Source organism: Pseudomonas silensiensis (genome assembly GCF_050434865.1).
Lineage (GTDB): Bacteria > Pseudomonadota > Gammaproteobacteria > Pseudomonadales > Pseudomonadaceae > Aquipseudomonas > Aquipseudomonas fluorescens_W.
In genome coordinates, this window is sequence record NZ_JBNDJH010000004.1 from 142483 (window position 1) to 156968 (window position 14486).

Below are 14486 nucleotides of genomic sequence, written 5' to 3' on the forward strand. Positions count from 1 at the left end.
GGTTTGAGGCGCAGTTAATGCACTTCGCCCAACTCAGCGGACTTTAACTTCAAAACAAATTCTTCCATCAAAGGAAGGTGTCTGTAACGGGTGCTGTTGTCCGAGGACTACGCACGCGTCCCAAGCGAGGTTCCGCCATGTCTGCTGAAACCCATATACGCAAACCGTTCTACAAGATTCTGTATCTCCAGGTCTTGTTCGCGATCGCAATCGGCATCCTGATTGGCCATTTCTATCCGGAAACGGGTACCACGTTAAAACCGCTCGGTGATGGTTTTATCAAACTGATCAAGATGGTCATCGCCCCCATCATTTTCTGTACGGTGGTCACGGGTATCGCCGGCATGCAAAGCATGAAAGCGGTCGGAAAGACCGGTGGTTATGCGCTTCTTTACTTCGAGATTGTTTCGACAATTGCCCTGTTGATAGGGCTGGCTGTAGTCAACGTCGTTCAGCCGGGCGCGGGTATGCATATCGATCCGTCCACGCTCGATGCGTCGGGGATTGCCGCGTACGCCGCCGCGGGAGAAAAACAGAGCACGATTCAGTTCCTGCTGCACATCATTCCCAATACGATTGTTGGCGCGTTTGCTGAGGGTGAGATCCTGCAGGTGTTGTTTTTCTCCGTACTGTTTGGTTACGCGCTGCATCGCATCGGTAACTATGGCCGTCGGGTGTTCGAATTCATCGAGAGCATCTCGCAGGTGTTGTTCAGCATCATGGGCGTGGTGATGAAAGTCGCGCCAATCGGTGCGCTGGGTGCGATGGCGTTCACAATCGGTAAGTACGGTGTAGGTTCTTTAGTCCAGTTGGGCTACCTGATGCTGTGCTTTTACTTCACCTGCGTGGTCTTCGTACTGGGAATATTGGGCGCGATCGCACGCGTCCACGGGTTCAGCATCTTCAAGTTCATCAAGTACATCCGTGAAGAGCTACTGATTGTCCTGGGTACTTCGTCGTCGGAGACGGCGCTGCCACTGATGATCGTCAAAATGCAAAAACTCGGTGCGCATAAGTCAGTCGTCGGTCTGGTCATCCCGACCGGTTACTCCTTCAACCTCGATGGCACTTCCATTTACCTGACCATGGCGGCGGTTTTCCTTGCCCAAGCCACTGATACGCCCATGGACATCACGCACCAAATCACGTTGTTGCTGGTCTTGCTCATTACATCAAAGGGCGCGGCGGGTGTGACGGGCAGTGGCTTCATCGTATTGGCGGCTACGCTGTCGTCGGTAGGGCATGTACCGGTTGCGGCGCTGGCCCTGATTTTGGGTATCGACCGCTTCATGTCCGAAGCGCGGGCATTGACCAATCTGATCGGCAACGGGGTAGCGACAATCGTGGTCGCCAAGTGGTGTGGTCAGTTGGACGAAAAGGTGCTTCAACAAGGACTGGAAGAGGGCCCCAGAGCAGCGGCTACCGCGCCGCCGGATTCGCTAACTGACGAAGCAACTGCGCGCACCTGATTTCGTGCGGTAAAGAACGCCCGTCCTTGCGACGGGCTTTTGCGTTCTGTCAGCAAGCCGTTCCAGAAGTCAGGCCAGCACATACCCATCAAGGGGGGGCGCTGCACGGAGAGGATCCGCCCCGTCTGCCATTGAGGGGACCGACTTTCAACATTTTTCAGTCAAAGCAGGCGTGGCAACTATCAGTACCAATCAACCGATGTCTCGCACCACATCTCGCATCTCTCACAAAAAAAATCTTGTCATTCTGAAAGTGCGAACCTAACATTGGTCGTGTGGCGGAACAGTATTCTCATATGAGAACTAGTTTGTCGCTGAGTATTCCGCAATTTCCAAAATAATTACAAAAAATGGAGATGACGATGACGGTTTTCCGTTCGTGTTTGAAAGAGAATCCCCCTCTTTTAACTCAGGCAAAGCAAATTTCCACTGCGCTAGTATTCCCTGTCTTGGCTGCTACATCGCTACAGGCTCATGCGCTTGGGGCGGACATTGGAGACTGGGTTCCCCCTACGCCCGGACACAATCTATTCGCCTGGTATGGCGTGAGAGCTGAAAATTCCGGAATCTATCAAAACGGCAAAGTCGTCAATAAGGAGGCGCAGCTAGATGCAAATGTGAGCCTCGTGCGATTTACCAATCCTGTGCATGTCGGTGATTCTTGGATTGGTAATCCTCAATTCGCGTTGCAGGTTGCAGAGCTGTCGCCCAAGCACATGAATGGGCCGAAAGACGCCTCGGGTATGGGGGATCCGTTTGTGTCCTTTCCGATTTTTTTCCCCTTGGATCGAGCCAACCGTGAGTATTTCGTCTTCGCGCCATTTTTGTATTTGCCGCTTGGCGAATACGATCACAAGGACTACCTGAACATCGGTGAAAATCGCTGGAAGGGCGTTTTTCAATTTGGCTATCAACGGGGGTTGAGTGAGCACTTCAACTTGGAATTGATGGGCGAAACGACTATTTATGGGAAGAACGCTGAGTATGGCCCTGCGAAGAAAACACTGCGGCAAGAGCCATTTTATGAGGCTCGGGCTGCCATTTCGTATCAGTTCAACAATGCCGGTAATACGCTGATCGGAGGTGGACTACTGCGTGACATTGGGGGGGAGAATGAGCTGGACGGTGTCGACCAACACGATCGGATGGACACCACGGCGTTTTACGTCCAAGCCAGTACTTTTGTCACCCCTAGTGACCAGATCCTGATGGGTTTCAGCCGCGACATTGATACCGAAAACGGTTTCAAAATGGGCCGCCAGTTCAAGCTCCGTTACCTCCACGTCTTCTAGAGAGTCCTAAGCACCCTCATCTGCTGACGGTGTTCCTGTTACCGAGCAATCCAGCGCTATCACCTCTACCTCTTCACTATCTTGTGGCCATCGCGCCACTTGCATCGAGTGAAAGATAGCGCTAGATTGTTCGTGATTACGAACAGAATTCACAAATAAGAACAATATGAGGTATGACGTTTATGTACCAACCCACCATCGTGATCGAGCCTACCGACACGACGCTCTTGTGTTCTGGCCCGCATGCACACACACATCATTGTGGTTCAATCAGTAACGCGAGGCCGTCGCGCGCTTTACGTTGCCTACTCTCTGCCCTGGCTTTGTCGGGGGTGTTTTCTGCGGCTCATGCTGACGATTTTGCGGTCGATGGCAAACGCATCGAGGCGCTGGAGAAAGGTGGTACTGAGTGGCTCAGCTACGGGCGTGATTACTCAGAGCAGCGTTTCAGTCCGCTTTCAGGCATTAACGAAGGCAATGTCAGCAAACTGGGGTTGACAGCATTTGTTGATCTGGGCGAAAACCGCGGCCAGGAGGCCACGCCGTTGATGGCGGACGGTGTTTTGTTCACTTCGCTTTCCTGGAGCAAGGTGATGGCCGTGGACGCAGCCACTGGAAGAGTGCTGTGGAAGTTCGATCCGGAAGTTCCTAAAGGCAAGGCCATCGATGCCTGTTGCGACTCCATCAACCGCGGCGTTGCGTTATGGGAAGGCAAGGTCTTCATTGGCACCCTCGACGGCCGTCTGATTGCTCTGGATGCAAAGACGGGTAAAAAACTATGGGATGAGCAGACCACTGATCCTGCTCTGGCCTACACGATCACGGGTGCTCCGCGTGTCGTTAAAGGTAAGGTGATCATCGGGAACAGTGGTGCTGACTTTGGTACCCGTGGTTACTTCTCTGCTTATGACGCGAATACCGGAAAGATGGTGTGGCGTTTCTATGTGGTCCCTGGCGATCCTTCGAAGCCTTATGAAAGCCCCGAGCTTGCCGAAGCAGCAAAGACTTGGAAGGGTGATGCGTACTGGAAGATGGGCGGCGGCGGTAACCCATGGGATGGTATGTCCTACGATCCCAAGCTCGATCTTCTCTACGTTGGTACAGGTAATGGAGGTCCATGGAACCGTGAGGTTCGTAGTCCCGGTGGTGGCGATAATCTCTACATTTCCTCCATTGTGGCGGTCCGTCCAGACACCGGAAAACTGGTCTGGCACTATCAGGAAACCCCTGGGGATTCCTGGGACTTTACATCTACCCAGCAAATTACTCTCGCGACACTCAAGCTTGATGGAAAGCCTCGCGATGTGATTCTTCATGCCCCGAAAAACGGTTTTTTCTACGTCATTGATCGAGCCACCGGCAAACTATTATCGGCCGAAAAATTCGGCAAAGTTACCTGGGCTGATCGTATTGATTTGAAAACCGGTCGGCCTGTGGAAAATCCGGCTGCACGCTATGTCGACAAGCCTGTCGTTCAATGGCCAAGCGGTTTCGGTGCACACAACTGGCACCCAATGTCCTACAGCCCGATTACCGGTCTCGTCTATATCCCCTACCACGAGGTGCCGGGTGCGTTGCGTAATCAAGCCAAGGAGTTTGTGTACCGTCCGCATCGTTTCAATACGGGCAATGGCTTCTCGGATGCTCGCGAGTTTCCAAAAAACCTGGTGCAGGGCTCCTTGCTGGCTTGGGACCCAATAGCACAGAAAGCGCGTTGGAGTGTGCCTCACCCCAACTACTACAACGGTGGGGTCTTGAGTACTGCGGGCAACCTGGTCATTCAGGGTAACGCCCGTGGGCACTTCAACGTGTACACCGCCGACAAGGGCAAAGAGCTTTGGGATTTCGATGCGCAGACCGGCATTGTCGCCGGCCCGATGAGCTATGAGTTGAACGGTGAACAATACATTGCCGTCATGGCTGGCTGGGGTGGGGCGGCAGCAACCGTAGGTGGCGAGGCTGCACAAGTCGATGGTCGTTGGAACAACAGTCGATTGCTGATCTTCAAGCTGGGCGGCACCGCTCAACTCCCCGCTATGCAAAAGAGAACAGCACGACCGGAGATAGACCCTGCGCAAATGTCCATGGACATCCCGGCAAGCACCGATCCAAAGGTGATCGAGGAGGGCGCCGTCACCTATGCCAACAACTGCCTCGCCTGCCATGGCGTCGGTGCAATGAGCGGTGGATTGACTCCAGACCTGCGTAAGTCTGACCCGGCGGTTTACGCGGCGTTGGAAGCCATTGTTCTCAAAGGGGCCCTAGAGCCTTTGGGTATGCCGAACTTCGGTAAATACCTGACCACTGATGATCTGGACAAGATCAAGGCGTATCTCGTGCACCGTCGAATAGAAAGCTTTGCCAACGCTAAAACTGCCGCAACGGCCAACAGCACCGAGGCATCGCCCAAGTAAAACCGCGAACGGTCGTCGTTGCGCCGCTATTGGCTCGATGGCCGTTTTCAACAACCCTTTGGTACGGAGAACACCATGAGCGTTGATAAAAGAATTCTTCCAGCCGTCGCCGACTTTCTGCTGCAACCGGGATTGCTGTTAATCGACGGGAAGTTCGTCGAATCGGCCAGTGGAAAGCAGTTGGATGTCATCAATCCAGCCAATGAGCAGGTTATCGCCAAGGTGGCCGAAGCGGATGTCGAGGATACCCATCGCGCAGTAAAAGCTGCGCGTACGGCGTTTGAAGGAAGCTGGGCCAATACGAGCGCGGCTGAACGCGGACGTTTGATCTGGAAACTCTCGGATCTGATTGAAGAGCATACGGAGCAATTTGCACAAATCGACTCGTTGGACAACGGTAAGCCGGTCGCCGCCGCGAGAGGCGGAGACGTACCGGTCGCAGTCAGCGTTTTCCGCTATTACGCGGGTTGGGCGACTAAAATTTCCGGTCAGACAAATGCGATCTCCTGGCCGGGCGATTGGCTCGGTTACACGCTTCGCGAACCTATTGGCGTCGTAGGGCAAATCATTCCCTGGAATTTTCCACTTGTGAGCGCCGCGTGGAAGCTTGCCCCCGCATTGGCCACTGGGAACACCATCATTCTGAAGTCGGCTGAGCAGACACCGCTTTCGGCAATTCTGCTCGGACAACTGATTATCGAAGCGGGATTCCCGCCCGGTGTGGTGAACATTATTACCGGCCTTGGAGAGCGCGTAGGTGCTGCGCTGGCGGCGCATCCCGGGGTAGACAAAATATCCTTTACCGGTTCGACGAGTGTCGGTCGTTTGATACTTCAGGCGGCTATCGGCAACCTCAAAAAGGTATCGCTGGAACTGGGTGGCAAGTCCCCTGTGGTGGTCTTTGATGACGCCGATCTTGAACTGACCATACCCGGAGTGGCGCAGGCGATTTTCGCCAACCAGGGTGAGGTGTGTACCGCAGGTTCGCGTCTCTACATACATGAGCGTATCTACGACCGGGTTGTGGAGGGCGTCGCTGAAATCGCTCGAAATATCCGTGTTGGGGACGGGCTCGATGAGTCGACAGAAATGGGGCCTTTGGTCTCGCGCCAACAGTTCGATCGCGTCGCACGGTATGTCGATATTGGTCAGTCCGAAGGTGCAGAACTCGTCGCCGGCGGTGCCCGAGTTGGAAGCTCGGGCTACTTCATGCAACCCACGGTTTTTGCCAATACCAATAGCTCGATGAAGATTGTCCAGGAAGAGATTTTTGGTCCGGTGGTGAGTGCTATGCGTTTCAGGGATGGAGATGTCGATGCCGTCGTTCGCGAAGCTAACGATTCGCCCTATGGCCTAGCCGCGAGTGTGTGGACCCAGAACATTGGCATGGCACACAAAGTCGCACGCCGACTCAATGCAGGGAGTGTCTGGATCAACTGCCACTCGGTGATCGACGCAGCGCAACCGTTTGGTGGCTACAAGCAATCTGGTTGGGGGCGCGAGCTTGGCGAAGAGGCTATTCATGCCTACACGGAGGTTAAGGCTGTCACTGCAAAGCTCTAAGCGAAATCAATCCTTTAACGTCAGTAGAGGGCGGGCTTGTGCCACGTCCTCGACTCCAAGATGCCGGGAAAAATAAGAATGAAACCTCAAGCATTGATAGATATAGGGAACGGTCCTGCCGTTATTTTTTGCCATGGCGCACTGATGGATAGCAGCATGTTCGAGCGCCAGACCCAGGCACTCAGCCCTCGGTTTCGCTGTATCAGCTACGACCTTCGGCCCGTTACTGAAGCGCCTTACAGCCTTTCGGATTTAGTGGATGGCTGTCTGAATTTAGCGGACGAACTTAAGGTCGAGCGTTTTGTTCTGGCCGGTCTGTCAATGGGCGGTTTTCTCGGGATGGAGTTGGCGTTCCGTCAGGACCAACGCCTTGCGGGCCTTGTCTTAATGGACACGATGGCCGCGGACTATACCGCCGAAGAGCGCACGTTGTTCTCGAGCATTTTCGATCCTCTCGACACAGATGGTCTGCTTCCGAAGTCCTTCATTGATCAGTTTGTACCCGTGATCTTCAGTCAGAACGCTGAAAATGAGCAGCCTGGTTTGATTGAGCACTGGACCAGAAGATGGGGCTCGCGCTCTGCCCGATCGATTTTGAACGAGCACCGCGCATGGATGGCAAAAGACGACTATCGACCCCGTCTTGAGGAAATTAAAGTCCCCACATTGATCCTTCATGGGCGCGACGATCGCGGGATCATTTTTCATCACGCTGAGGTTCTGCATCAGGGGATTTCAGGCTCCACGCTTATTGGGCTTGAGCGCGCGGGCCACGCCATCACCGAGGAGACTCCTGATCGGGTTAACCAGGCGTTATCTGATTTTTTGGGAAGGTTGCCTGCCTGGTAGTTACCTACTCAAGCATTCAGTCGCTGGTTCTCGCAGACTTCCATGCCGACCAGTGTTTCGCCAAATGACCCTCGCCGCGATCCAGTGGCTTTCTGAAAGGCCCTCACATCATGACTAACAAGACTTGGTTCATAACAGGTGCGTCTTCTGGCTTTGGTCGTGCCCTGACCGAAAAACTATTGGCACGCGGAGATCGTGTGGCGGCGACCCTAAGGAAGGTCAACGCACTTGAGGATCTTAAATCACAGTACGGAGATCAGTTGTGGATTGGTGTGCTGGACGTCACCGATACGAGCGCAGTGCGCAGAGTGATCAATCAAGCGTACGCCGAACTGGGACGGATTGATGTCATCGTCAACAACGCGGGTTATGGCGTCTCCGGGGCTGCCGAGGAGTTGAGTGACGAGCAAATTCACCACCAGATAAACACTAATTTGATTGGATCAATCCAGGTTGTGCGGGCTGCATTACCGCACCTTCGGGCTCAGGGCGGTGGCCGAATACTCCAGATAGCGTCGATGGGCGGCCAAATCACCTTTCCGAACCTTAGCCTTTACCATACGACAAAGTGGGCGCTAGGAGGGTTTGTTGAGTCCGTTGCACAGGAGGTAGCGGCATTTGGTGTCGAGTTCACGTTGGTCGAGCCAGGCAGTGCACGGACCAATTTTTTCGACGGAGAAAGGTTGATAAGCGCGGCACCGATGGGTATCTACGAAAACACACCCGCAGGCGAAGTCCGCCGCGCCCTGGCATCTGACTTCCCGCTCCCTGGGGATCCGCAAAAAATGGTCCAGGCGATGATCGACTCAGTAGATCGCAGTCCTGCGCCCAAACGCCTTGCGCTGGGCAGTGATGCCTATACACAAATTCGCGCCGCCCTTGTTGATCGTATCGCCGCGCTCGATGCCCAGAAGGAGATAGCCTTTTCGACCGACGTAGATACCTGACTTCAGCGCATTGCGCCATGTCCAACCAGCTTGCTCCCCGCCTTGGTGATCAATACCAAGAAAAGCCGTGCCTGTTGTGTTTTTATATGTAAACTAGGTTCGGCGGGGCGCAACTTTCACGCTGTGCCAGACGACTCACTTTGCAGCAGATCCAAGAGGGTAAACATGGCTAAGTCAGCGCTGCGCGTATTAGAAATCATGGAGTATGTGGCTGATGGTAAAAGCGGTGGAGCCACACACACCGAAATCTCAATAGCGCTGGGGATCCCAAAAAGCAGCCTTACCGGGTTACTTCGTGATCTTCAGCGACCAGGCTATCTTCAGCTTGATAAAGAGACCGGTCGATTTTCAATCGGATCCCAGGTGATGTTCCTCGCTCATGCGTACATCAAGGGGCTCAACATTGTGCGGGTAGGTTCGCCATTTGTGCATGACTTGTTCATGGACATTAACGAGTACACGACAATGGCGATCCCAAAAGGGGATAGCTGCGTAGTGGTCTGCTCCGAGACGCTCCCGTCGCCTCTCTCGCACTCTCTGAATCTCGGTGAGCACTTGCCGATGGTCAGTAGCGCATTGGGTCGCGCAATCCTGGCGTTCGTGGAGGAAGACGAACTCAAGGGTTACCTGAAACGCTTCAAGCCGATTGCCTATACTGAGCACACCAAGATGACTCTGGATGAAATTCGCCAGGAGCTGAAGGACACCCGGGAAAGTGGTATTTCGTGTGTCAAGGAAGAGTACCGCCTGGGGATCACCGGTTTCGCCGCCCCGGTTTTCAATGTCAATGGCCGTCCGATTGCTTCCATTGGCGTTGCGTTGCCTACGGGACGTAATAACGCCGCGCATGAGGAGCGAGTGTGTGCATTGCTGCTCAAAACAGCGAACGCACTGTCCCGCCGGCTCGGCGCAAAGCTGACCGCTTCGCCGGCTGAGATGTTCAAGGAAGAGGAGGTTGACGCCTAAGCGGGTTAACTGTTGTGTTGAAGGATCTGTCTGGCTCGTTCGATTACTGGCAGATCCACCATTTTTCCTTCAAATCTAATGGCGCTATTGCCCTTGGATTCGACAACTTTCATCAGCGCACACGCCCACTTCAACTCTTCGGCGGTCGGTGCAAATCCCTCGTGTACCGCCGTTACCTGTGACGGGTGGATGCAGAGTTTGCCGGTGAATCCCAGCGAACGGGCATAGCGACTATCCTCCAGCACCCGATTGGGATCGCTGGCACTGGTGCAAACGCCATCAATGGGGGATTGCACGCCGGCTGCACGTGAATGAATAACCAGCTGTGACCGGGCATAAAGTAGAGCATCGCGTTCGCCTTGAATGCCCGTTTCAACCTGAAAGTCGATGGAGCCGAATGCGAGTCGCGTGACACGTTCGTGACGAGCTATTTCGTAGGCGCGCATCAGTCCTTCTGCCGTTTCGATTAAGGCAATGATTGGCAGTCGTACCCCAAGCCGGGCCACAACATAGTCAATGTCAGCCGGACTGGATGTCTTCGGCAGCATGATGCCTACGGCATTGGCAGAAATAAGTGCGGCAAGGTCTTCGTCGAGCCATTCGGTATCCACCCCGTTAACTCTGACCATCACGGGTACAGCGGGCGGTGTTGAAAGCCATTCGGCGACCAGGTTGCGGGCGGCCAGTTTGTTTTCCGCGGCGACGGCATCTTCCAGATCCAGGATGACTACATCGGCACCTGCGGCGCATGCTTTTTCAAATCGCTCCGGGCGATCACCCGGAACAAACAAGTACGAGCGATGTGTATTCAAAATTCTTCCTCGTGGGTGTGAAGACCGACAGCTTTTTGAGCGGTCGGCTCAGGATCGATTAGCAGGTGAAAAGCGGACGAGGGTCAGGTCGGGAGTGATTGCTTCGAAACACGCTTTCACCTGCATGCCAATTTTCAATTCATCGGGGTAACCGAGACCGGTGATATTGCTCATGAAGCTCACACCCTCTTCGAGTTCGACCTGAATGACCGTGTAGGGGAGGCTGGCTTTCAGCTCAGGCCAGTAAGCCTTATGAAACGTGCAGAATGATTCCACCGTAGCAAGCCCGCTGGCTTCTACCCAATCGCTGTCTGTCTGGTGACACTTCGTGCATTGCGCGGTTGCCGGGAAGCTGAAATGACCGCAGCCATTGCATCTTTGCAGCAGGAGCACGCCACGCTTCGCACCGTCCCAATGAGGGAGGTTTCGGAGGTCATTAGGGGGCATCAAGAATGTGCTCATGAACGTTCTCTTCCATAGATGACGGAGGTCACGACCGGCGATGCCGCCATGTATTGAACGAAGTTCGGGGATTTGATTTGCCTGTCACCGCAATCGCCGCGCAATTGCCGAACGGCCTCCACATTCAGGCCCCAGCCTTGCAGGTAGGACTCGGACAGATGACCTCCGTTGGTATTGGCGGGGTAACGACCCTCCAGGCTAAGGTGCCCTTCAGCAACCCATGGACCACTCTGGCCTGGCTTGCAGTAACCAAATCCTTCCAGGGTGAACAGTACCGTGGGTGTGAAATTGTCGTAGATCATCAGGCTGTCGATGTCTTCTCGTCCAACGCCTGCCATCGCAAAAACATCGTTGGCGACTTTTGCCATAGGCGCTGCCCAAAAATCCTTGGGCGGAAAGCTTGAGTCGGTGAACTGAGAGGCTTGAGAGGCGCCATGAATGTAAACGGGGGGCTTGCGAAGCCCCTCAGCCAGATCGGCACGGGTGATGATCATCGCGACTGCTCCATCGTTGATCAGGCAATAGTCCAGCAGTCGCAATGGCGAGCAAATCTGTTTCGCTGCCAGATAGTCATCCATTGAAAAGCGTTCGCGCATCACCGCGTCCGGATTCAAGTGGGCATGATCACGAAACGTCATTGCGATCTTGCCGAGATGCTCCTCGGTCGTTCCATATAGATGCATATGACGCTGCATCATCAAGGCATGAAAAGCGCCGGGCGACGTCATGCCATAGGGTGCCCAGTGACCGTCAGTTGTGCCGTAGGCCCCGGCTGCGCCACCGTATTTACTCGGATCACCACCATAGGCAGTCCCCGCTGAAGCACCGTCATTCGCGTATACCAGAGCGACTGTATTCACTACACCGCTTGCCACTAAAAGTGCGGCTGTTTGAATACAGATTCCAGAAAACCGTCCGTGCCCGAGTGTCGATAGCGTGTAGCGCGGGTCAATGCCGCACAGCTCTGCGAAACGGCCGTAGCTTGGAATTCGATTGACGATCAAGCCATCAATGTCCGAATAGTCCAGACCACAATCGAACAAGGCCTCGCGCAACGCCCATTGACCAAGATCGTAAGCGTCGTATTCCGGTAGCCTGCCATATCTGGATGTGCCCACCCCGACAACGGCTGCCTTTCCTTTTATGTCGGGCGTACTGATGTTTGTGTTTTTCATATGCGATCGCCTCAATCGTTTCTTACTCAGCAAGAAACGCCTCGATTTGCCCTCGAGAGTCATCGATTTGTACTGCCCACATACCGCCAGCTTGAGCAGAGTCTGTTGAAGCCTCACCCTCGAGGCTCATGCGCGAACTCGTGATGTAGAGGGTTTGCAGATCAGCCCCGCCAAATGTGCAGCTCGTGGGGTGGGCAGTAGGGAAAGCAAGCTGCTGAGTGAGTTGGCCATCGGGTGCATATTTGTAGATAGCCCCGCCACCAAATACGGCCACCCAAACATTTCCATAGGCGTCCACGGTCAGCCCGTCAGGACCGCCTTCACCGCCGATATTGGCGAACACACGGCGATTGATGGCCGTCCCGTTTTTGAGGTCGTAGTCGAATACGTAAATGTTTTTAGAATGCGTTTCTGCGAAGTACATCAGCGTCGATTCAGGGTTCCAGCCTATTCCGTTGGACAGGACGAAACCCTGATCAACTGCCTGGACAGGTTGATCGATAGAGAGGCGGTAGAGCTGGCCGATTGGTCGCGATAGCTTGCGGTCCATGGTGCCAACCCACATGCGACCCAACCGATCGACCTTCCCGTCATTGAATCGCTCTTCTGCCAAGTCCAACGCGTACTGCTGTTCGATCAACGTCCCCGGCTCCAATGCGTCTACCAGGGCATAACCTCTGCGGAAGACGATAAGCAGACCACCGTTTTCACGCAGCGCCAGAACAGTCGGTGGCTTTGGAAGAGGCCAACTGGACGTTGTGTTCCGTGCTGGATCGAAGCGCCACAGCGTCGGCTTCGCCACATCAATCCACCACAGCACATTGTCCTTTGGGCTCCACAACGGGCACTCACCCAATTCATTTGCGCAATCAATGACGCAAGACACTTCAGCAGACATTTATTCCTCCAGTAGCCTTCCAGAACAAACGGAAGTGAGCATGTGTTGATCTTGAAATCGGCTCTCTAGATAGCACTTAGAGAGGCGATGCGATTGGATGAGTTCGTATGCAGCCCATGGACATACATCGCCAGTGCCGACAGAAGAGCCGGCAAGATCAAGGCGGTGAAGACGTTAGGCAGCGACCAGCCAAGAGCAAGCACTTGAGCCCCCGCGAAAGCACTGAGGATCGCCCCGAGACGACCGAACCCGACCATCCAGCTCGCACCGGTGGACCGTGCCTCCGTGGGGTAGAAGGAGGCAGCGAGGGCATTCATTCCTACGCTTCCGCCGATCATGCAAAACCCCACGCAGAAGGCGACAGAACACAGCAAAACGTAGTGTTCGGTTATTTGGCCAATGGCAAAAACTGCAAGACCACCAAAGAGAAAGGTGAGCATCAGGACGCGGGATTTATTCCAACGATCCATCAGCCAGCCAACGGAGAGCGCACCGCCTTGACCGCCAATCTGGAACATCGCCGTGGCGATGGCAGCATCGGAAACGGTGTAGCCACCCCCTTCCTTGATCAAAGTTGGCAGCCAACTGCTGAGCAGATAGATCAAGAACAGAACGAGGAAATAGCCTGTCCATAAGGTGTAGGTACCCAAACGGTACTCCCGGGACAGAACGATTCGAATTGAGGTACGGTCTTCCAGGGTAGGGCGCCCCAAATTGTAAGTGACTCCCTTGGTATCGATCTCTGGGGCGAGGCGAGAAATGATTGCCCGAATTCGTTCGATGCTTGCGTTCTTGCTGACCAGAAAACTGACGGATTCAGGCATCTTGAAAACCAGAATCATTGCTAGGAGGACGGGTAAGGCACCGCCAAGAAGCAGGACGCTGGGCCAGCCAAAGGACGGAATCGCCCAGGCGGAAATGAATCCGCCGCTGGCCGCCCCGCAGGTGAACCCACAAAGCGTGAGAGTGACCAAGAAGGAGCGTGAGCGCTCGGGAGAGTATTCGGCGATCAATGTACTGGTGTTAGGGATCGCTGCGCCAAGGCCAAGGCCAGTCAGCACTCTAAGAAGTGCCATCGACGTGACGTCGGTTGAGGCCATCGTTGCCAGTGTCCATACGCCGAAAAACATCACGGAGCTGACCAGTACGACTTTGCGTCCGTAGCGATCGGCAAGTGGGCCGGCGAGCATCGCTCCTATCGCTTGGCCTATCAGTCCGGCACTAAGAATGGCGCCTAGCTCCTGGTTACTGATGCCCCATTCCATTTTTAGTTGGGGAGCTATGAACCCCATGATGACCGCGTCGAATCCGTCGAGCACGATGATCACAAATCCGAGAAATACGACCCACTTCTGGAATCTGCCAAGCGGTCGGTCGTTGATCAGTTTGCGCACATCAATTATTTGGCTCACTGCTTTCACCTTTTGGGTAAGCACGTCATTGCGTGCTCCCTCTTTCTTATTTTATTTACGCGATTCAACTGCCGGGCAGGCATGTTTTTAGCGATGCGAACCGCAGCGCTAAGCGGCTTGCCGGGCAAATCAATCATCCAATTCGAGCGCCGAATCCTGTCGGCGTTTCCACCATCACTTTCAAGGTCTACGCAAGACTTCGTCGAAATCCCACGCTCGGTGTCGCT

General features: G+C 54.4%; 12 protein-coding genes. 7 read left to right on the plus strand and 5 right to left on the minus strand.

Annotation, left to right across the window (positions count from 1 at the left end):
• Positions 1 to 137: 137 nt before the first annotated feature.
• The 7 genes from QF010_RS07230 (at position 138) to QF010_RS07260 (ending at position 9500) form a co-directional block, all read left to right on the plus strand.
• Positions 138 to 1469 carry a dicarboxylate/amino acid:cation symporter gene (locus tag QF010_RS07230; protein ID WP_429532755.1) on the plus strand — a complete coding sequence of 444 codons (1332 nt, stop codon included), beginning with the start codon at positions 138 to 140 and terminating at the stop codon, positions 1467 to 1469.
• 362 nt (positions 1470 to 1831) lie between these two features.
• Positions 1832 to 2761, plus strand: coding sequence for a transporter (locus tag QF010_RS07235; protein WP_429532756.1), 930 nt, complete (start codon positions 1832 to 1834; stop codon positions 2759 to 2761).
• A gap of 182 nt (positions 2762 to 2943) precedes the next feature.
• Positions 2944 to 5175, plus strand: coding sequence for a PQQ-dependent dehydrogenase, methanol/ethanol family (locus QF010_RS07240; protein WP_429532757.1), 2232 nt, complete (start codon positions 2944 to 2946; stop codon positions 5173 to 5175).
• A 75-nt stretch (positions 5176 to 5250) separates the two neighbouring features.
• Positions 5251 to 6738: an aldehyde dehydrogenase family protein gene (locus QF010_RS07245; RefSeq protein ID WP_429532758.1), complete on the plus strand. Its 1488-nt coding sequence runs from the start codon at positions 5251 to 5253 to the stop codon at positions 6736 to 6738.
• 78 nt (positions 6739 to 6816) lie between these two features.
• Complete coding sequence (locus QF010_RS07250) at positions 6817 to 7587, plus strand: alpha/beta fold hydrolase (protein WP_429532759.1); 771 nt, start codon at positions 6817 to 6819, stop codon at positions 7585 to 7587.
• 110 nt (positions 7588 to 7697) lie between these two features.
• Positions 7698 to 8534: an SDR family oxidoreductase gene (locus QF010_RS07255; RefSeq protein WP_429532760.1), complete on the plus strand. Its 837-nt coding sequence runs from the start codon at positions 7698 to 7700 to the stop codon at positions 8532 to 8534.
• Between the two features lie 165 nt (positions 8535 to 8699).
• Positions 8700 to 9500 carry an IclR family transcriptional regulator gene (locus QF010_RS07260; RefSeq protein ID WP_429532761.1) on the plus strand — a complete coding sequence of 267 codons (801 nt, stop codon included), beginning with the start codon at positions 8700 to 8702 and terminating at the stop codon, positions 9498 to 9500.
• Between the two features lie 5 nt (positions 9501 to 9505).
• On the opposite strand, the gene QF010_RS07265 is transcribed toward QF010_RS07260, so the two are convergent.
• The 5 genes from QF010_RS07265 to QF010_RS07285 form a co-directional block, all read right to left on the minus strand.
• Positions 9506 to 10312, minus strand: coding sequence for an HpcH/HpaI aldolase/citrate lyase family protein (locus tag QF010_RS07265; protein ID WP_429532762.1), 807 nt, complete (start codon positions 10310 to 10312; stop codon positions 9506 to 9508).
• Between the two features lie 48 nt (positions 10313 to 10360).
• The gene (locus tag QF010_RS07270; RefSeq protein WP_429532763.1) at positions 10361 to 10774 is read right to left on the minus strand and encodes a Zn-ribbon domain-containing OB-fold protein; all 414 of its coding nucleotides are present in this window, start codon (positions 10772 to 10774) and stop codon (positions 10361 to 10363) included.
• Complete coding sequence (locus QF010_RS07275; RefSeq protein WP_429532764.1) at positions 10771 to 11949, minus strand: thiolase family protein; 1179 nt, start codon at positions 11947 to 11949, stop codon at positions 10771 to 10773. The genes QF010_RS07270 and QF010_RS07275 overlap by 4 nt, the downstream gene beginning before the upstream one ends.
• Before the next feature lie 22 nt (positions 11950 to 11971).
• Entirely contained in the window at positions 11972 to 12847 is an 876-nt protein-coding gene (locus QF010_RS07280) for an SMP-30/gluconolactonase/LRE family protein (RefSeq protein WP_429532765.1), read from the minus strand.
• Between the two features lie 65 nt (positions 12848 to 12912).
• Positions 12913 to 14259 carry an MFS transporter gene (locus QF010_RS07285; RefSeq protein WP_429532766.1) on the minus strand — a complete coding sequence of 449 codons (1347 nt, stop codon included), beginning with the start codon at positions 14257 to 14259 and terminating at the stop codon, positions 12913 to 12915.
• Positions 14260 to 14486 lie beyond the last annotated feature (227 nt).

Bases quoted from the DNA above. Each gene is read 5' to 3' on its own strand.
- QF010_RS07230 (WP_429532755.1), top strand. From the start codon at position 138: ATGTCTGCTGAAACCCATATACGCAAACCGTTCTACAAGATTCTGTAT.
- QF010_RS07235 (WP_429532756.1), top strand. From the start codon at position 1,832: ATGACGGTTTTCCGTTCGTGTTTGAAAGAGAATCCCCCTCTTTTAACT.
- QF010_RS07240 (WP_429532757.1), top strand. From the start codon at position 2,944: ATGTACCAACCCACCATCGTGATCGAGCCTACCGACACGACGCTCTTG.
- QF010_RS07245 (WP_429532758.1), top strand. From the start codon at position 5,251: ATGAGCGTTGATAAAAGAATTCTTCCAGCCGTCGCCGACTTTCTGCTG.
- QF010_RS07250 (WP_429532759.1), top strand. From the start codon at position 6,817: ATGAAACCTCAAGCATTGATAGATATAGGGAACGGTCCTGCCGTTATT.
- QF010_RS07255 (WP_429532760.1), top strand. From the start codon at position 7,698: ATGACTAACAAGACTTGGTTCATAACAGGTGCGTCTTCTGGCTTTGGT.
- QF010_RS07260 (WP_429532761.1), top strand. From the start codon at position 8,700: ATGGCTAAGTCAGCGCTGCGCGTATTAGAAATCATGGAGTATGTGGCT.
- QF010_RS07270 (WP_429532763.1), bottom strand. From the start codon at position 10,774: ATGAGCACATTCTTGATGCCCCCTAATGACCTCCGAAACCTCCCTCAT.
- QF010_RS07275 (WP_429532764.1), bottom strand. From the start codon at position 11,949: ATGAAAAACACAAACATCAGTACGCCCGACATAAAAGGAAAGGCAGCC.
- QF010_RS07280 (WP_429532765.1), bottom strand. From the start codon at position 12,847: ATGTCTGCTGAAGTGTCTTGCGTCATTGATTGCGCAAATGAATTGGGT.